Source organism: Streptomyces sp. HNM0575 (assembly GCF_012726265.1).
Classification (GTDB): domain Bacteria; phylum Actinomycetota; class Actinomycetes; order Streptomycetales; family Streptomycetaceae; genus Streptomyces.
In genome coordinates this window covers 308,747-325,620 of record NZ_JAASAG010000008.1, presented here as the reverse complement: position 1 = coordinate 325,620, position 16,874 = coordinate 308,747, and the positions used below count along the sequence as shown (strand labels likewise).

At 71.0% G+C, this 16,874-nt stretch carries 15 protein-coding genes; 2 read left to right on the top strand and 13 right to left on the bottom strand.

Features of this window, described 5'->3' with window-relative positions; translation table 11 throughout:
- Positions 1 to 40 precede the first annotated feature (40 nt).
- Positions 41 to 1,639: a hypothetical protein gene (locus tag HCC61_RS20675; RefSeq protein WP_169137565.1), complete on the bottom strand. Its 1,599-nt coding sequence runs from the start codon at positions 1,637 to 1,639 to the stop codon at positions 41 to 43.
- A 278-nt stretch (positions 1,640 to 1,917) separates the two neighbouring features.
- Between HCC61_RS20675 and HCC61_RS20670 the strand changes: the two genes are divergently transcribed.
- On the top strand, positions 1,918 to 2,613 hold the full coding sequence (locus HCC61_RS20670) for a bifunctional DNA primase/polymerase (RefSeq protein ID WP_169137435.1): 696 nt from the start codon (positions 1,918 to 1,920) through the stop codon (positions 2,611 to 2,613).
- A gap of 157 nt (positions 2,614 to 2,770) precedes the next feature.
- Here the strand turns inward: HCC61_RS20670 and ftsY are convergent, their stop codons facing one another.
- The 5 genes from ftsY to HCC61_RS20645 all read right to left on the bottom strand — a co-directional run bounded on the left by ftsY (position 2,771) and on the right by HCC61_RS20645 (position 10,426).
- The gene (gene ftsY, locus HCC61_RS20665; protein ID WP_169137433.1) at positions 2,771 to 3,979 is read right to left on the bottom strand and encodes a signal recognition particle-docking protein FtsY; all 1,209 of its coding nucleotides are present in this window, start codon (positions 3,977 to 3,979) and stop codon (positions 2,771 to 2,773) included.
- Between the two features lie 125 nt (positions 3,980 to 4,104).
- Entirely contained in the window at positions 4,105 to 5,529 is a 1,425-nt protein-coding gene (locus HCC61_RS20660; protein ID WP_169137431.1) for a sugar porter family MFS transporter, read from the bottom strand.
- Positions 5,530 to 5,774: 245 nt separating this feature from the next.
- Positions 5,775 to 9,377 carry a chromosome segregation protein SMC gene (gene smc / locus HCC61_RS20655; RefSeq protein ID WP_169137429.1) on the bottom strand — a complete coding sequence of 1,201 codons (3,603 nt, stop codon included), beginning with the start codon at positions 9,375 to 9,377 and terminating at the stop codon, positions 5,775 to 5,777.
- A gap of 268 nt (positions 9,378 to 9,645) precedes the next feature.
- Positions 9,646 to 9,858, bottom strand: a complete 213-nt coding sequence (locus tag HCC61_RS20650) for a hypothetical protein (protein WP_169137427.1) — start codon at positions 9,856 to 9,858, stop codon at positions 9,646 to 9,648.
- Positions 9,859 to 10,162: 304 nt separating this feature from the next.
- Complete coding sequence (locus HCC61_RS20645; RefSeq protein WP_206322753.1) at positions 10,163 to 10,426, bottom strand: acylphosphatase; 264 nt, start codon at positions 10,424 to 10,426, stop codon at positions 10,163 to 10,165.
- Between the two features lie 342 nt (positions 10,427 to 10,768).
- Here HCC61_RS20645 and HCC61_RS20640 point away from each other — a divergent pair, with 342 nt between their 5' ends.
- Positions 10,769 to 11,593 (top strand): CAP domain-containing protein, encoded by an 825-nt coding sequence (locus tag HCC61_RS20640; RefSeq protein WP_169137423.1) that lies wholly within the window; start codon positions 10,769 to 10,771, stop codon positions 11,591 to 11,593.
- Here HCC61_RS20640 and mutM read toward each other — a convergent pair.
- The 7 genes from mutM to rsmD form a co-directional block, all read right to left on the bottom strand.
- Entirely contained in the window at positions 11,587 to 12,504 is a 918-nt protein-coding gene (mutM, locus tag HCC61_RS20635) for a bifunctional DNA-formamidopyrimidine glycosylase/DNA-(apurinic or apyrimidinic site) lyase (protein ID WP_169137421.1), read from the bottom strand. The genes HCC61_RS20640 and mutM overlap by 7 nt on opposite strands.
- Positions 12,505 to 12,603: 99 nt before the next feature.
- Positions 12,604 to 13,482 (bottom strand): ribonuclease III, encoded by an 879-nt coding sequence (gene rnc, locus HCC61_RS20630; RefSeq protein ID WP_206322752.1) that lies wholly within the window; start codon positions 13,480 to 13,482, stop codon positions 12,604 to 12,606.
- A gap of 19 nt (positions 13,483 to 13,501) precedes the next feature.
- Positions 13,502 to 13,675, bottom strand: a complete 174-nt coding sequence (gene rpmF, locus HCC61_RS20625) for a 50S ribosomal protein L32 (protein WP_028433405.1) — start codon at positions 13,673 to 13,675, stop codon at positions 13,502 to 13,504.
- A gap of 2 nt (positions 13,676 to 13,677) precedes the next feature.
- Positions 13,678 to 14,271, bottom strand: coding sequence for a DUF177 domain-containing protein (locus HCC61_RS20620; protein WP_346777301.1), 594 nt, complete (start codon positions 14,269 to 14,271; stop codon positions 13,678 to 13,680).
- Between the two features lie 163 nt (positions 14,272 to 14,434).
- Positions 14,435 to 15,655, bottom strand: a complete 1,221-nt coding sequence (locus tag HCC61_RS20615; RefSeq protein ID WP_169137417.1) for an ATP synthase F0 subunit B — start codon at positions 15,653 to 15,655, stop codon at positions 14,435 to 14,437.
- A gap of 70 nt (positions 15,656 to 15,725) precedes the next feature.
- Positions 15,726 to 16,205 carry a pantetheine-phosphate adenylyltransferase gene (coaD, locus tag HCC61_RS20610; RefSeq protein ID WP_346777300.1) on the bottom strand — a complete coding sequence of 160 codons (480 nt, stop codon included), beginning with the start codon at positions 16,203 to 16,205 and terminating at the stop codon, positions 15,726 to 15,728.
- Positions 16,206 to 16,258: 53 nt separating this feature from the next.
- Positions 16,259 to 16,864, bottom strand: coding sequence for a 16S rRNA (guanine(966)-N(2))-methyltransferase RsmD (gene rsmD, locus HCC61_RS20605; protein ID WP_169137413.1), 606 nt, complete (start codon positions 16,862 to 16,864; stop codon positions 16,259 to 16,261).
- Between the last annotated feature and the right edge of the window lie 10 nt (positions 16,865 to 16,874).

Genomic DNA, 16,874 nt, shown 5'->3' with positions numbered 1-16,874 from the left:
GGGCCCCTCCCGGCGCGCACGACAGCGGTGCGGCACGCGCTCACCCCGCCGCCGCGGCCGGCGATTCCGCGTCGGACAGCTCGGCCGCGAGCCGCTCGCCGAGCTGCACCACCTCCGCCACCTCCCCGAAGTCGCGCGCCGCCCACGCCGCGGTCCTGCGCAGCCGGTTGTTTACGCGTTCGGAGCGCAGCCTCCTGGCCAGCTCGATCGCCTCCCCCGCGCGGAACGCGCAGTGCTCCGGCTCCTTCTGGAGCAGATGCACGCTCGCCATGCCGAGGAGGTTCAGCGCGTACGAACGGCGGTGGCCGCCGCCCTCCGTCTCCTCCGCCTCACGCCTGAACAGCTCGACGGCCCGCTCCATCGACGGCCGCGCCATCGACGCGTAAGTCGGGCTGCGCCCCTGCGAGTAGGCGAGATCGCGGTAGGAGTGGGCGGTCTCCGCGTTCAGTTCGGCCTCGGAGAAGAAGCGGATCCAGTCCGGGTCGCCGTCGCCCGGCCCGGCGTCCTCGAAGGTGTCCTCGGCCATGCGCACCGCCCGCCGGCACTTCCCCGGCTGGCCCATGTTCGCGTACGCGCGCGCCTCCATCGCGTGCAGCATCGCCTGCGTACGGGCCGTCGCACCCTCACGGCTGCCGTACTGCGCGAGGTGCACCAGCTCCAACGCGTCGTCCGGGCGCCCCAGATGGATCATCTGCCGGCCCATCTTGCTCAGTACGTACGACCCGAGGGCCCGGTCCCCGGCCTCCTTCGCGGCGTGCAGCGCCAGCACGAAGTACTTCTGCGCGGTGGACTGGAGGCCGACGTCGTAGCTCATCCACCCTGCCAACGCGGCGAGTTCGGCCGTCACACGGAACAGGCGGCGCCCGACCGGCTCCGCGTGCCGCTCCTGAAGCAGGTCCGTCACCTCGTGCAGCTGCCCCACGACCGCCTTGCGGCGCAGCCCGCCGCCGCACTGGGCGTCCCACTGCCGGAACATGACCGTGGTGTGCTCCAGAAGCTCGACCTCGGGCATCGACAGCTTCTCCGTGCGCTGCCGCGCTCCCGGTCCGCGGCGGGCGGGCATCGGCGTGACCGCGCCGCCGCTCCCCGTCGCGGACGCCGTGGCTCCGCTGCCGTGCGGGGAGGTCACGACAGCGGAGCCGGCGGCCGCGGAGCCGCCCGCGTCCGCCGCCGAGGGGCTCGGCACCAGCCAGCGCTGCATCGGCTCGATCAGCGACGGCCCGGCGGAGACCGACAGGGAGGCGCCGAGGAATCCGCGCCGGCCCAGCATCAGGTCGCTACGCGTGAACTCGTTGATCATCGCGACGGTCTGCGGGCCCGCCCACGGCAGATCGACCCCGGAGGCGGCGGGCGACCTGCGTACGGGCTGCAACCCGAGGTCCTCGACCGCGACCACGCAGCCGAAGCGCTCGGAGAACAGCTCGGAGAGGATGCGCGGAATGGGTTCGCGCGGCTGCTCGCCGTCCAGCCAGCGGCGCACCCGCGAGGTGTCGGTGCTGATGTGGTGTGCGCCCAGCTGACGGGCCCTGCGGTTGACCTGGCGCGCGAGCTCTCCCTTGGACCAGCCGCTGCGCATGAACCACGAACTCAGCTGCTTGTTGGGGAGCTTGTCGCTCTCACCAACCGGTAACGCCCCCATCAGGCCCCTCACCGCCCCCACGAACCATGCCTCCGGCATACCCACGAGGCGATTCCGCCACCGCGTGTGTACCGAAAGTAATCCTACGATCACGGGCGGGGCGAGGGGGTTCGCAGAATCGCCACCATTCGCCACCCCTTCGAATGAACCCCTCTGTGGCCGCACACGATTCACTTGACACACGACTCGGCCGATACGGGCGGACACCCACGCATGTGTCCCGTCACTGTGCGCAGCAGGCTCGTAACCACAGGCAGGCAGGACCAGTTGGAGGGAGCATGGGCTTCACGATCGGCGCCATCAGCGGCCTGGGCGGCACCCGGGACTCTCATCAACTGCGCTCCGGCGGCCGCCGCCGTCACCGCACCTCCGCGGCCACGACGGTCGCCGAGTACACCGGGCTGTGGGGATGGTCCGTGGTCCCGGGCGCGCGTGCCGCGCGTGGTGCGGGCGGGCGTACGGAGTGCTCGTGCGGCGCGGCCGTCTGCCCCGCGCCGGGAGCACACCCCCTCGACGCCTCCCTGGAGGTGCCGCCCGGCTCGACGCTCGACGAGGCGGGCGCGGCCTGGCGGCAGTGCCCCGGCGCCGCGCTCCTGCTGCCGACGGGACGGCACTTCGACGTGATCGAGGTCGGCGAGGCTGCCGGCCGTCACGCGCTCGTACGGCTGGAACGGATGGGTCTGCCGCTCGGACCCGTCGCGCTCGCACCGCACGGCCGCGCATGGTTCTTCGTCGCACCCGGCGCCGCCGCCGAACTGCCCGAACTGCTCTACCGGATGGGCTGGGACGACGCCCGGCTCGATCTTCGCGGCCTGGGCGAGGGCGAGTACGTCACCGCGCCGCCGTCGGACCGCGGCGGCCTCGGCGCCGTGCGCTGGCTGCGCCCGCCGACCCTGGAGGGCACGGGCCGTCCGCCGCAGGCCCGGCTGCTGCTGGGCACGCTCGCATACGTCTCCCACCGCTCGGCGGCCTGACCGGGGCCGTACGCACCTGCGCCGCGGTCACGCGGCACGCACATCACGCCGACGCGAGAGCGCCCCGTCCCTCACCGTGGGACGGGGCGCTGCGCCGTACGGACCCGGCCGCGACCACGGCGAGGCCCTCGCCGGGACGGGAGCGCGGCGAGGCGGATCACTCCCCGCCGATCAGCGCGTCCACGAAGGCCCCGGGCTCGAACGGCGCGAGGTCGTCCGCGCCCTCCCCGAGCCCGATCAGCTTTACGGGGACGCCGAGTTCGCGCTGCACCGCCACGACGATGCCGCCCTTGGCCGTGCCGTCCAGCTTGGTGAGCACGATGCCGGTGATGTCCACGACCTCGGCGAAGACGCGTGCCTGCACGAGACCGTTCTGGCCGGTCGTCGCGTCGAGTACGAGCAGCACCTCATCGACGGGACCCTGCTTCTCGACGACGCGCTTGACCTTGCCCAGCTCGTCCATGAGCCCGGTCTTGGTGTGCAGCCGCCCCGCGGTGTCGATGAGCACCACCTCGGCGCCCTGCTCGGTGCCCTCCTTCACCGCCTCGAAGGCCACGGACGCCGGGTCGCCGCCCTCCGGCCCCCGCACGGTGCGGGCGCCGACGCGCTTGCCCCACGTCTCCAACTGGTCGGCCGCGGCGGCCCTGAAGGTGTCGGCGGCGCCGAGCACCACGGACTTGCCGTCGGCCACGAGCACGCGTGCGAGCTTGCCGGTCGTGGTGGTCTTGCCGGTGCCGTTCACGCCGACGACCAGCGCGACGCCCGGCCGGTCGACGGGCCCTCCGGTCTCGGTCTGGACCGTACGGTCCAGATCCGGGCCGACCAGCGTGAGCAGCTCCTCCCGCAGCAGCCCGCGCAGCTCCTCGGGCGTACGGGTGCCGAGGATCCGCACACGCTCACGGAGGCGCTCGACCAGCTCCTGCGTGGGTGCGACGCCGACGTCGGCGGTCAGCAGGGTGTCCTCGATCTCCTCCCAGGTCGCATCGTCGAGATGCTCGCGCGAGAGCAGTGTGAGGAGCCCCTTGCCCAGGGTGTTCTGCGAGCGGGAGAGCCGGGAGCGCAGCCGTACGAGTCTCCCGGCCGTGGGCTCGGGCTCCTCGATCGCGGGCTCTGCGGGCGCGGGGGCGGCGGGGGCCTCCGCCTCGGCGGGCGGCAGGCCGACCTCTTCGATCGTTCTGCGCGGCGCCTCGGCGGTGCCGGTGGCCTCCTCGCCGACATGCGGTTCGGCGGGCGCGGTGGTCGTGCCACGGGCGGCGGCGGGCTTCTCGCGCTCGGCGGTCTTCTTCCTACGGCCGCTGACGACGAGCCCGCTGATCGTGGCCAGCACGACGACGGCGATGACTGCAACAAGGATGACGATTTCCATAGCCCGTCCAGTATCCGCCACCGTCAAGTCCGGGACGGCACACCCGTCCCCGCGCACGCCGCCGCCCCGGCCCGCATCGGGGGCCGGGGCGGCGACCGTTCAGAGGAGCGGGCGGCGGGGGTCGGTTAGCCCATCTCCTCCAACGCCTTGCCCTTCGGCTCCGGCACCCACTTGAGCAGGAACGGAATCGAGAGCAGGGCGAAGAACGTGTAGATCACGTACGTGCCGGACAGGTTCCAGTCCGACAGGCTCGGGAAGCTGGCGGTGATGACCCAGTTGGCGATCCACTGGGCCGCCGCCGCGACGCCGAGTCCGGCGGCGCGCAGCTTGTTCGGGAAGATCTCGCCGAGCAGCACCCAGACGACGACGCCCCACGAGAGCGCGAAGAAGAGCGTGAAGGTGTGCGCGCCGATCAGTGCGACGGTGCCCTGGGTGTCCGGCAGCGAGACGTTGTCGCCCGATCCCTGTACGGCGGAGAAGGCCCAGGCCACGAGCCCCAGCGAGATCGTCATGCCGACCGATCCGATGAACCCGAGCGGCTTGCGGCCGATCTTGTCGACCAGCAGCATCGCGATGACGGTGCCGGCGATGTTCACGATCGAGGTCGTGAAGGAGTAGAAGAAAGAGCTCTCGGGGTTGATCCCGACGGACTGCCACAGCGTCGACGAGTAGTAGAAGACGACGTTGATGCCGACGAGTTGCTGGAAGACCGACAGACCGATGCCGACCCAGACGATGGGCAGGAAGCCGAAGCGCCCGCCGAGCAGGTCCTTGAACGTCGACTTGTGCTCGGTGCGCATGCCGTGCTCGATCTCGGCGAGCCGCTCGTCGATGCGCTCGTGCTCGCCCTCGACACCGGCCAGCACCTCGCGGGCCTTGGTCTGCTTGCCCACGGAGATCAGATAGCGCGGCGACTCGGGGATCACGAAGGAGAGCAGGAAGTAGGCGATCGACGGGATCACCATGATGCCGAGCATCAACTGCCAGGCCTCCAGCCCTGCCAGCTTCCCTCGCTGGTCGCCGTCCGCGAGCGTCAGGATCCCGAAGTTGACCAGCTGCGAGACGGCGATGCCCGTGACGATCGCGGCCTGCTGGAAGGAGGCGAGACGCCCGCGGTACGCCGGCGGCGACACCTCCGCGATGTAGGCGGGACCGATCACGGAGGCCATGCCGATGGCGACGCCGCCCAGGACGCGCCACAGCGCGAGGTCCCAGAGCGCGAACGGCAGCGCCGATCCGACGGCGCTCACCGTGAAGATCACGGCGGCGATCTGCATGACACGGATGCGGCCGATGCGGTCCGCGATGCGCCCGGCGAGGGCGGCGCCTATCGCGCTGCCGATGAGCGCTGCGGCGATCACCTGGGCCAGCATGGCGGAGCCGGCCTCGAACCTGCCGCGTACCGCCTCGACGGCTCCGTTGATCACGGAGCTGTCGTAGCCGAAGAGGAAGCCGCCCATGGCGGCCGCTGCTGCGATGAAGACGACACGTCCGAGCGGGGCGGTGTGGCCGCCTTCCGCCGGGGGCGCCGATGCTGAGGTGCTCGTCAAGGTCTCTCCTGCGTGCCCGGCGTGGGGACCGGGTTCGGGACTGTGCCGCCTTCGGTGCGGGCACGCAGACTGCACGCGCCACGGCTTGAAGGTAAAAGTGACGTTGCAGAGACTATGACTTTAAGTTTCGAAGTCAATAGGTCCAGACTGATCAGATGGCAGTTACGACCGTCACGTCGTTGTTCAAGGTGTGAAGAGACGGTGTCCGCCTAGGCGTTGTGGCAGTCGCACCCGCCGGCCCGGGCTCAACTCAGCCGCTGGCTGATGACCTTCGTTACGCCGTCACCCTGCATCGAGACGCCGTAGAGCGCGTCCGCGACCTCCATCGTCCGCTTCTGGTGCGTGATCACGATCAGCTGGGAGCTGTCCTTCAACTCCTCGATCAGGCCGATCAGTCGCTGGAGGTTGGTGTCGTCCAGCGCCGCCTCCACCTCGTCCATCACATAGAAGGGGCTGGGGCGCGCCTTGAAGATCGACACCAGCAGCGCCACGGCCGTCAGCGAGCGCTCGCCGCCGGACAGCAGCGACAGCCGCTTGACCTTCTTGCCCGGAGGCCGGGCCTCGACGTCGACCCCTGTGGCGAGCATGTCGTCGGGGTCAGTCAGTACGAGCCGGCCCTCACCGCCGGGGAAGAGCCTGGAGAAGACGCCCTCGAACTCCCTCGCGGTGTCGTAGTAGGCCTCGGTGAAGACCTGCTCGACCCGCTCGTCGACCTCCTTCACGACCTGGAGCAGGTCGGCACGGGTCTTCTTCAGGTCCTCCAGCTGCTCGCTGAGGAACTGGTGCCGCTCCTCGAGCGCCGCGAACTCCTCCAGCGCCAGCGGGTTGATCTTCCCCAACTTCTGATAGGCCCGCTCGGCCGTCTTCAGCCGCTTCTCCTGCTCCGCGCGTACGAACGGCACCGGCTTGTTGCGCGGGTGCTCCGGATCCTCCGGAAGCTCCTCGCCCTCCGCGGGCGGGGACGGCGGTACGAGCTGATCCGGCCCGTAGTCGCTCACCAACCCCGCCGGCTCGACGCCCAGCTCCTCCAGGGCCTTGGTCTCCAGCTGCTCGACCTTCATCCGCTTCTCGGCGCCCAGCACCTCGCCGCGGTGCATCGAGTCGGTCAACTTGTCCAGCTCGTCCTTGAGTTCGCGGCCCTCGTTGCGCTCGGCGGTCAGCGCGCGCTCGCGCTCGCTCTTGGCCTGCGCCGCCGCCTCGCGCTCCTCCTGGGCCCGGCCCAGCGAGGCCTCCACGTGCGCGAGCAGCTGCCGCGCTCCGGAGGCCACCGCCCCGGCGACCTCGGCCTCGTGCCGCATACGGGCGCGGCGCTGCTCCGCGCGCGCCCGGGCCTCACGCTCGGCACGCGCCGCACGGTCGAGTGAATCCGCCCGTCCCGCAAGCGACTTGACCCGCTCCTCGTGCGTACGCACCTGGAGGCGGGCCTCCATCTCGGTCTGCCGCGCGTTGGCACCGTCGGCGGAGAGCCGGTCGCGCAGCGACGTGTCGGGCTCGGTGTCCTCGCCCTGCTCATCCTCTTCGGCGACGGAGAGGCGTTCCGCCAGCTCCTCGGCCTCCTCGGTCGCCCTCGCGAGCGCGGCCTCGGCCTTCGCCACCGCGGCAGCCGTGCGCTCGGCCTCGCCGGCCGCGCCACGGGCCTGTCCGCCCAGCGTGCCGAGACGGCCGGCGATCTGCGACTTCTCCTTGTCGGCTGCGCTGCGCCGCGCCCCCAACTCCTCGACCTGCGCGGCGCACTCGCGGCGCCGCGCCTTCGCGCTCTCCTGCTGCTCGCTCAGCTCCGTGTGCCGGGTCGCGAGCTCCTCCAGCTCCGCCGCGGCCTCGTCGACGGCCGCCTGTGCCTCCAGCAGGCTGGGCGCACCGGCCGAGCCGCCCTGGGCGAAGTGGGCTCCCAGAACGTCGCCCTCGGCGGTCACGGCCACCGTGCCGGGCCGCTCCGCGACCGTCTGCTCGGCGTCCTCCAGCGTCGTGACGACCACCATGTCCCGCAGCAGCCCGCGCACCGCCGGCATCAGCTCCGCGGGAGCGCGCACGAGCCGCGCCACCGGTGTCGGCCCGCCTTCGCCCTGCGCTACGGGGCCGGACTCGTGGGATCCGGACCCGTACGCCTCGTGTCCGTCGTACGGGCCGGACTCCGAGGCCAGCAGCAGCGCCGCCCGTCCCGCGTCGTGCTTGCGCAGCAGCCGCAGCGCGTCCGCGGCCGCCGAGGCCCCGGAGACCGCCACGGCGTCGGCCGCCGCCCCCAGTGCCGCGGCGACCGGGACCTCGAACCCCGGTGTGACGCTGAGCAGTTCGGCGGCCGGGCCGAGCAGCCCGCTCAGCGCGTCGCCCGCGGAGAGCAGCGCGCCCGTACCGTCCTTGCGGCGCAGGCCCAGAGCGAGCGCGTCGTGGCGTGCGGAGGTGGCGGCCCGCTCCCGCTCGACGGTGGTGACGGCTTCCCGGGCCGCGGAGAGCGCGGCCTCGGCGCCGGCGAGCTCCCGCTTGGCGGCCTCGTGCTCGTCGGCGAGCCGGCTGTCGCCCTCGTCCAGTCCCTCGACCTCGGCCTGAAGGCTCTCGTACTCCTGCTGCGCGGCGGCGGCGCGCTCCTGCGCCTCATCTCTCGCCGTCGTCAGCCGGTCGATCTCGGACTGTGCCGAAGTCGCCCTGCTACGGGCGGCGTTGACCTGCCCGTGCAGTCTCGCGAGGCCCTCACGCCGGTCGGCGATGGCGCGGGCGGCGTCCTTGAGGCGGCGTTCCTCCTCGTGCAGCTGCCGCTCCAGCTCAGCCCGGTGCGAGACGGTGTCGTCCAGCGCCCGCTCGGCCGCCTCCAGCGCGGCCTCCAGCTCCGCCTCCTGCTCACGGATCCGTGCGGCCTCGCGCTCCATGTCCTCGGGGTCGCGACCGCGGCGCTCCTCGACCGGCCCGGCCGCCGCATGCTGTACGCGCTGATCCGCGAGGCCGATGGTGCCGCGCACCCGCTCGGCGAGCTGCGAGAGCTCGTACCACGTCTGCTGCGCCCGCTCCAGACGCGGCGTCAGCATCCGCACCTGGTGCTCCAGGTCGGCCTCGCGCCGCAGTGCGTCCTTCAGTCTCGATTCGACGTCGTCCTTGCGCTCCTTCAGCGCGGCCTCGTCGGCGATCTCGGATCTGAGGGCCTCCTTCAGGGCCACCAGGTCGTCGGCGAGCAACCGCAGTCTGGCGTCCCGCAGATCGGCCTGGATCACCTGTGCCTTGCGGGCCACGGCGGCCTGACGCCCGAGCGGCTTCAGCTGGCGCCGCAACTCGTCGGTGAGGTCCTGGACACGGGCGAGGTTGGCCTGCATCGCGTCCAGCTTCCGCAGCGCCTTCTCCTTGCGCTTGCGGTGCTTGAGGACTCCCGCGGCCTCCTCGATGAAGGCGCGCCGCCCGTTGGGGTCGGCGTGCAGCACACCGTCGAGCTGCCCCTGGCCGACGATGACGTGCATCTCCCGGCCGATCCCGGAGTCCGACAGAAGCTCCTGGATGTCCAGCAGCCGGCACGTGTCTCCGTTGATCTGGTACTCGCTGCCGCCGTTGCGGAACATGATCCGCGTGATGGTGACTTCGGAGTAGTCGATGGGCAGGGCGCCGTCGGCGTTGTCGATGGTGAGGGAGACCTCGGCGCGGCCGAGCGGCGGACGCCCGGTCGTACCGGCGAAGATGACGTCCTCCATCTTCCCGCCGCGCAGCGACTTCGCGCCCTGCTCGCCCATCACCCACGACAGGGCGTCCACGACATTCGACTTGCCGGAGCCGTTGGGGCCCACGACGCACGTGATCCCGGGCTCGAACCGCAGCGTCGTGGCGGAGGCGAAGGACTTGAATCCCCGCAGTGTCAGGCTCTTCAGGTGCACGCCGTCGGACTCTAGTCCACTTGCCGCCGCAACCTGTCCGGGACCGGCATCGAGCGCGGCGAACTCCCGCCCGTTCCATTCGGTTTCACCGTGTCAGGCCATGGGCACATCAGTCGGTAAGCGCAGCGCCAACTACTCACGGCACACGATGTGGTGAAGGAAGAGCCACCCCGGAGGACCTGGAAACAACGAAGGGACGCCGAAGCGTCCCTCGCGGATTTCATGAGCGGCAGCCTGTACGCCAGGCCCGGCCCGGGAGCAGGTCGAGTCAGGTCAGCGCAGGCTCTGCCTGGTGTACGTCGATGTCGATACCTTCGAGCATCGAGTCCTGATGCCGAGCGGCGGCGGACAGAGCGTCGTTCTCGGCCTGCATCCGTACAAGCTCGGATTCCAGGTCCTGGACACGCTGCTGAAGCCTTCGCATCTCGCCGAGAACTCGGGGGTCGGAACCGCCGACGTAACCGAGAAGCGCCTTTGCCATGATCGATGGTCCTCCACACTGAGTGACCAACCCGAGTGGTGGCTGGTCGTGAGGGAAAAAATCGCGCCCGCTGTACCACTTCTGAACTTGTTTTTCCGGAGCAAGCAGTCCGGCTGCGGGGGACTTCAAGCTTCTCACCAAAAGGTTTGACGGTCAACACGATCACACCCCGCGGCCCTGGGCGGCCCTGGCTCGACGGCGCTCAAGCACCGGAGGCGGCGGCCCGCGGGGGGCGTGAAGATCACTCTCAACCACTCGTTGCGGAAGCCTTGCATGGTCAGCCCCGATTGGCAACCGCTTTGGATCATCGAATGGCGAAGCCGGCATAGGCTCCGCGCGGCCTGTCCCAGATCTCCGTCACGCCGTCGACCTGCCCGGGCGTGTCGTCGGACCGCAGCCATTCCAGGAGCCGTTCGCACTCCGCCCGCTCCCCTTCGGCGACGACCTGGACCCGCCCGTCCCCGAGGTTGACGACGAAGCCTTGGAGCCCGCCGATGCGCAGAGCGGCGGCGCGGGTGAACCAGCGGAAGCCGACTCCCTGGACCCGGCCGCGGACCCAAGCGGTCATGCGCACCGGTGTTACTGACGCGTTATTGTCACTCGGCTTCGTATTACCCGCAGTCATTGCCGGAGGCTATCCGGACATTTCCTCGGTCGGCACGTGCGCCCCGTCTGTCATGCCGTAAAGTCCCGCGCAACGAGCCTCACCCGATCGGGGGGCTTCGAAGGCCAACACATGTGAGGACTTTCTGAGATGGGCCGTCACAGACGTGTTTCCCACGCTCCCGAGCCTGTCGTCACGTACGACATGGGGCCTCGGCAGCGCGGCTCGCACCGCAGGCCGACCCCCCCTACTCCTCAGCGGGGCGGGTTCTCGGCACGGGCGGGACTTCTGGGAGCGTCCGCGGCGATGGCGATGGGTGCGGTGGCCGTCGCTTCGACGGTGCTCCCGCAGCCCGGAGGCGCAGCAGGTACTCAGTACAGCGACGTCCAGGCCGGCGGTCCTCCCGACCAGTCGTCGAAGCCGAACGTGCCTGCGCCCGAAGGCGGTTCGGACAACCCGGTCCCCGGTGACGACGGGTCACAGGGCGGCGGCAACGTACCGCCGAACACCTCGCCCGGAAACCAGAGCCCCGCACCGACGCAGCCGTCCGAGCCGGGCGGCGGCAACGACTCGCAGCAGCCCGGCACCGGCAAGGGACAGGGCGGCGGGAGCGGCAAGGGCAGCGGGAGCGGGAACGCCCAGGGCGGCGGCGGTTCGGACAACGGGTCCGGCGCCGGCAAGGGCACCGGCTCGGGCTCCGGCAAGGGGAAGGGCGGCAGCGACACCGGCGAGTCCTCCAGCGAGGTGAGCCAGACCACCCGCGACGAGGCCCGGGTGCTCTCGCTCGTCAACGACGAGCGAGAGGACGTCGGCTGCAAGCCCGTCAAGGCCAGCAAGCAACTCGCGGACCTGGCCGGGGACTTCAGCCGCGACATGGGGATCGAGGACTTCTTCAGCCACCTCGCCCCCGACGGCTCCAGCCCCTGGGACCGTGCCGAGGGCCTGGGAATCCTCGACCTGGGCGGCGAGAACATCGCCCGCGGTCAGGAGACACCCGAGGACGTTGTTGACGACTGGATGAGCAGCCCCTCGCACCGGGCCAACATCCTCAACTGCGAGTACAAGACGATGGGCGTCGGCGAGTACGTGGACGACGACGGCCCCTGGTGGACTCAGGACTTCGGTTACTGAGAGACGGCCGGGCTGCCCGCCCGCCCCGGCGCCACGGACACCGTGGGCCGCGGGCGCGGCGGGCGCTGGCATGTGGGGCAGTAGTAGCTGGAGCGGTTCATCCACGGGCGGCGGCGCATCGCGGTGCCGCAGCGCCGGCAGGGCTCGTCCTCGCGCCCGTAGGCGTCGAGTGACCGCTCGAAGTAGCCCGACTCTCCGTTCACGTTGACGTAGAGGCTGTCGAAGCTGGTGCCTCCGGCGGCGAGCGCCGCGTTCATCACGTCGCGGACGTGGCCCAGCAGCTCGGTCGTACGGGGGCGGGTCAGCGATGCGGTCGGGCGCTCGTAGTGCAGCCGGGCTCGCCAGAGGGCCTCGTCGGCGTAGATGTTGCCCACACCGCTGATCAGGGACTGGTCGAGCAGTGCCCGCTTGATCGTCGTACGGCGCCGGCGCAGCGCCGAGTGGAAGATCCGCTCGTCGAAGAGCGGGTCCAGGGGGTCGCGGGCGATGTGCGCGATCACGTCGGGGAGCGCACCGGAGTCGGGGACGACGGATTCGGGATGCACGGACAGCCCGCCGAAGGTCCGCTGGTCCACGAAGCGCAGCTCACCCGCAGCGGGGTCCTCGAAGGTGACGCGGATCCGCAGATGCCGCTCGTCGGGGGCGTCGGAGGGCTGGATGAGGAGCTGACCGCTCATGCCGAGGTGGGCCAGCACGCAGAAACCGGGGTCGAGCGGCAGCCACAGATATTTGCCGCGGCGCCGGGCCGGCCCGAAGCGGTGGCCGCGGAGCCTGGCGGCGAAGTCCTCCGGGCCCGGGGTGTGGCGCCGTACCGCGCGGGGGTGCAGCACCTCGACGCCGGTGATCGTACGGCCGCTCGCCCAGCGCTCCAGCCCGCGGCGGACCACTTCGACCTCGGGCAGCTCGGGCACGGCTTCTCCTCAGTTGGGCGGGCCCGCCGGGGCGGGCCAGGACGCCGGGGCGGCCGGGCGCCGGGCCGTGGTGCGGCCCGGCCGGCACCGGCCGGAGCGTCAGCGGCCCTGCGACGAGGCCGTGGCGTCGGTGGTGGCGTCGTTCGTACCGACCGTGGTGCCCGGGGCGTCCTGCCCGGACGTACCGGACGAGGACGACGAGGCGTCGCCGTCCGCGGCCTCCCGGATCGCCCGCCAGGCCGTCTCCGCCGCCTGCTGTTCCGCTTCCTTCTTGCTGCGGCCGGTGCCGGTGCCGTACGCGACACCACCGACGCGGGCGGCAGCCGTGAAGATCTTCTCGTGGTCGGGGCCGGTCTCCGTCACCAGATACTCCGGGACGCCAAGGCCCTCGGCGGCGGTGAGCTCCTGGAGGCTGGTCTTCCAGTCCAGGCCCGCGCCCAGGTTCGAGGACTGCTCGATCAGCGGGTCGAAGAGCCGGTGGATGAGTTCGCCGGCCGCCTCCAGGCTCTGATCGAGATAGACGGCACCGATCACGGCTTCCAGGGTGTCGGCCAGGATCGAGGCCTTGTCCCTGCCGCCGGTGCCCTCCTCGCCCCGACCGAGCCGGATGAAGGCCCCCAGGTCCAGGCCGCGCGCGACCTTCGCCAGGGCCCGCGAGTTGACCACCGCTGCGCGCAGCTTCGCGAGCTGGCCCTCCGGGAGGTCGGGGTGCAGGCGGTAGAGAGTGTCGGTGACGACGAGGCCGAGTACGGAGTCGCCGAGGAATTCGAGGCGCTCGTTGGTGGGCAGACCGCCGTTCTCGTACGCGTACGAGCGGTGGGTCAGCGCACGCACCAGAAGGGCGGGCTCGAGTTCGTACCCGAGCCGCCCTTCCAGAGTCGCGTGGGACGAGGCCTCATCCACGGCATCCGCCGCCGGCGGCGCCCTGTGGCTTCCGCCGCGGCGGTCAGCGCCTCCATGGGCCGGAGCGTCTGACATGGAGCCTGTCACCAGCCGATCAGACCTCGAGGACCTGTCGCTTGTTGTAGGTGCCGCAGTTCGGGCACGCGATGTGCTGCTGCTTGGGCTCCTGGCAGCGCTCGCACTTCACCAGGGTGGGGACCGCAGCCTTCCACTGCGACCGGCGGTGGCGCGTGTTGCTGCGCGACATCTTCCGCTTCGGAACAGCCACGGCTACTTCTCCTGTGAGTCATCCCCGGCTTCGCGGGGCGCGTCCTTCTCGCCGTCCTTCATGGAATCGGCGAGTCCCTCCAGTGCCGCCCAACGGATGTCGACGGCGTCATCGTGATCGTGTCCCGGGTCGTCCGCCAGACGCGCACCGCACTTGGCGCACAGCCCGGGGCAGTCTTCCCGGCACACCGGCTGCAACGGCAGTGACAGCACCACCGCGTCCCGCAGCACGGGCTCGAGGTCGAAGTAGTCGCCCTCGATGGAGAAGGTGTCCTCCTCCTCGGCGTCGTCGCCGGCTTCCGCACCGCTGTGGCTCCGGTCGTCGGCGTCGGGGTAGGAGAACAACTCCTGGAAGTCCGCCTCGCATTCCTGCTCCAGCGGCTCCAGACACCTTACGCACTCCCCCTTGAGCGGCGCACGGGCGGTGCCCGTGACGAGCACACCCTCCATGACCGACTCCAGGCGGAGGTCCAGCTCGATCGTCGCGTCATCCGGCACACCGATGACCTCGACTCCGAGGTCATCGGGAGACTTCACCGAGCGGGAGAGCTCCTTCATCGCGCCAGGCCGCCGCCCCAGCTCCCGTGTGTCGAACACGAGGGGGGCTCGGGGGTCGAGGCGGGCGTTCAGAACTTCCTGCTTTCTACGGTGCGGTGCCGCCCGGCGGTGAACTCCGGGCAGCAGTCATCGCCATGAGCGCGTGACCGAAGAGCCAGGATACTGGACCTTCGCGCCCCCGCCCAATCGAGATCCGGCCGTCTCAGCCGCCCTGGCCGTAGCCGTGGCCCTGGCCGCCGCCGTGGGCGCCCGGGCCGCCGCCGTGACGGGCCTCGTACTCGCGCACCTGGTCCAGGTCGATCATGCTCGTGTCGAAGAAGCTTGTCTCGTCGAGCTGCTGCTGGGGGTGCTGGGGCTGCTGCGGCTGTCCCTGCATCTGCGGGTGGCCCTGCTGGGCCTGGGGGTGGCCCGCATAGGCCTGGCTCTGCTGGAGCCGGGCCTGCTGGATCTGCTGCATCTCGGCCTGCTGCGCGTAGTACGGGTCGGGCTGCTGTCCGTAGTAGGCGTATTGCTGCTGCTGGTAGGCGTAGGCGTCCTGGCCGCCGTAGTACGCGTCCTGCTGTGCGTACGAGTCCTGCTGTGCCTGTGCGGCGTACGGATCGGCGGCGCCCGCGACGGGCTCGTACCCGGGCTGGACGGGTGCGGGAGGCACCGGGGGCGCTGCCGGTGCCGGCGCCTCGGCGGGCTGGTCCTGGCCCAGCGCCGCGAGGTCCGCCATGAAGTCGGCGTCGCTGGTGTGCACGCCCTGGTCGGCGGCGTCCTGCGCGGCCATGTGGGCACCGAGCTCGTCGGACGGACGGTGGCCCAGCAGCTTGGAGCGGCCCCTGCCGACGGCCTCCAGCGTCTTGGCGAGCACCGCCGAGACCGAACCGAGCCTGGAGTCCACGTAGTTGTCGGCGCGCTCCCTCAACTCCCGTGGGTCGGTGGAGCGTTCCGGTGCGTCCTCGGCGTACTCCTCGTTCCACTCCTCGGAGCCGGGGCCGCTGCCGAGCAGCTTCTCGCGTCCACGCTCGACGGAGCCGATCGTCTTGCTGAGCACGACCTCGAAGTTGGCGAGTTTGCTGTCGACGTAGTCGTCCGCCTCGGCGCGGACCTCCGCCGCCTCCTGGCGGGCCTGGGCCAGGACCTGTTCGGCCTCGGCCTGCGCCTGGCGGGCCACCTCCGTGCCCGAGACCAGCGAGCCGCGCTCCGCGTGTCCGGATTCGATGATCCGCTGTGCTTCGGCCTGTGCCTCGGCCACCATCTGGTCGCGGCCGCCGAGCAGTTGCTCGGCCTGTGCGAGCGAACCGGGCAGGGCCTGGCGCACTTCTTCGAGCATGGCGAGCAGTTCGGCCCGGTTCACCACGCAGGAGGCCGACATGGGCATCGCGCGAGCGCTGTCCACGGCCGTCACGATCTCGTCGAGTTTCTGCTGAACGTCCACGGGAGCGACTGTACGGCCAGTGGCGCTCGGCTCGACAGCGGATGCCCCTACTCGGCCCGCGCGGAACTGTTCAAGGCTTGGCGAGCCGCTCCGTCAAGGCCCGGTGCACAGGCTCCGGCACCAGGTGGGAGACGTCGCCGCCCCAGGTGGCGACCTCCTTGACGAGGCTGGAGGAGAGGAAGCTGTAGGTGGGGTTGGTCGGCACGAAGAGCGTCTCGACGCCGGAGAGACCGTTGTTCATCTGCGCCATCTGCAACTCGTAGTCGAAGTCCGAGACCGCTCGCAGTCCCTTGACGATGGCGGGGATGTCGCGGTCCTTGCAGAAGTCGACGAGCAGGCCGTGGAAGGCCTCGACTCGTACGTTGCCGAAGGCGGCGGTCACTTCGTGGATGAGGTCGATGCGCTCCTCCACGGAGAAGAGCCCCTGCTTCGACTTGTTGATCATCACGGCCACATAGACCGAGTCGTAGAGCTTGGAGGCGCGGGCGATGATGTCGAGGTGTCCGTTGGTGATGGGGTCGAAGGATCCCGGACAGACTGCGCGACGCACTGGTGGTTCCTCGCTCTCCGGACGATGGGGGAACTGTGGGGTGTCCGCGGAGTTCAGCATGGTGTGGGGGCGCCTCCGCTTGCGGCGGCGCGACCGTACCAGAGCGTCCCCTCGCCGTAGCGCCGGGACCTGAGCCCCTCGAAGCCCTCCGGCCAGGCGAACCGGCCGCCGCGCGTGCTGCGCTCAACGGTGACGAGGGCTTCGGCGGCGAGCCAGTGCCCGGAGCGGAGTGTGAGCAGAATCTCGCGCACGCTTTCGTCGGCGACGGCGTACGGCGGGTCCAGGAAGACCAGGTCGTACGGATCCGCGGGCGGCGGTCCGGCCACGGTCTGCTCGGCCTTGGCGTGCCGCACCTCGGCTCCGGGCAGGGCGAGCTCCCGTACGTTCTGCCGGATGGTGCGGGCGGCGCGGGCGTCCGACTCAACGAGGAGCACGTGGGCGGCGCCGCGGGAGAGCGCCTCCAGGCCTACGGCTCCGGAACCGCCGTACAGGTCGAGCACGCGTCTGCCGTGCCAGGCGGCGGTGCCGGAGGCGCCCAACTGGGCTTCCCAGCTTGAGAACATGCCCTCGCGCGCACGGTCGGAGGTGGGGCGCGTGCCCTGGCCGGGCGGCACGGTCAGCCGCCTGCCGCCGACGGCACCTGCGATCACGCGCGTCATGGTGGGGGTG

What these genes read in the sequence shown, in the direction of transcription:
- HCC61_RS20670 (WP_169137435.1), top strand. Translation starts at nt 1,918, where the DNA reads ATGGGCTTCACGATCGGCGCCATCAGCGGCCTGGGCGGCACCCGGGAC.
- HCC61_RS20650 (WP_169137427.1), bottom strand. Translation starts at nt 9,858, where the DNA reads ATGGCAAAGGCGCTTCTCGGTTACGTCGGCGGTTCCGACCCCCGAGTT.
- rsmD (WP_169137413.1), bottom strand. Translation starts at nt 16,864, where the DNA reads ATGACGCGCGTGATCGCAGGTGCCGTCGGCGGCAGGCGGCTGACCGTG.
- HCC61_RS20640 (WP_169137423.1), top strand. Translation starts at nt 10,769, where the DNA reads ATGGCGATGGGTGCGGTGGCCGTCGCTTCGACGGTGCTCCCGCAGCCC.
- ftsY (WP_169137433.1), bottom strand. Translation starts at nt 3,979, where the DNA reads ATGGAAATCGTCATCCTTGTTGCAGTCATCGCCGTCGTCGTGCTGGCC.
- rnc (WP_206322752.1), bottom strand. Translation starts at nt 13,482, where the DNA reads ATGTCAGACGCTCCGGCCCATGGAGGCGCTGACCGCCGCGGCGGAAGC.
- HCC61_RS20675 (WP_169137565.1), bottom strand. Translation starts at nt 1,639, where the DNA reads ATGGGGGCGTTACCGGTTGGTGAGAGCGACAAGCTCCCCAACAAGCAG.
- HCC61_RS20645 (WP_206322753.1), bottom strand. Translation starts at nt 10,426, where the DNA reads ATGACCGCTTGGGTCCGCGGCCGGGTCCAGGGAGTCGGCTTCCGCTGG.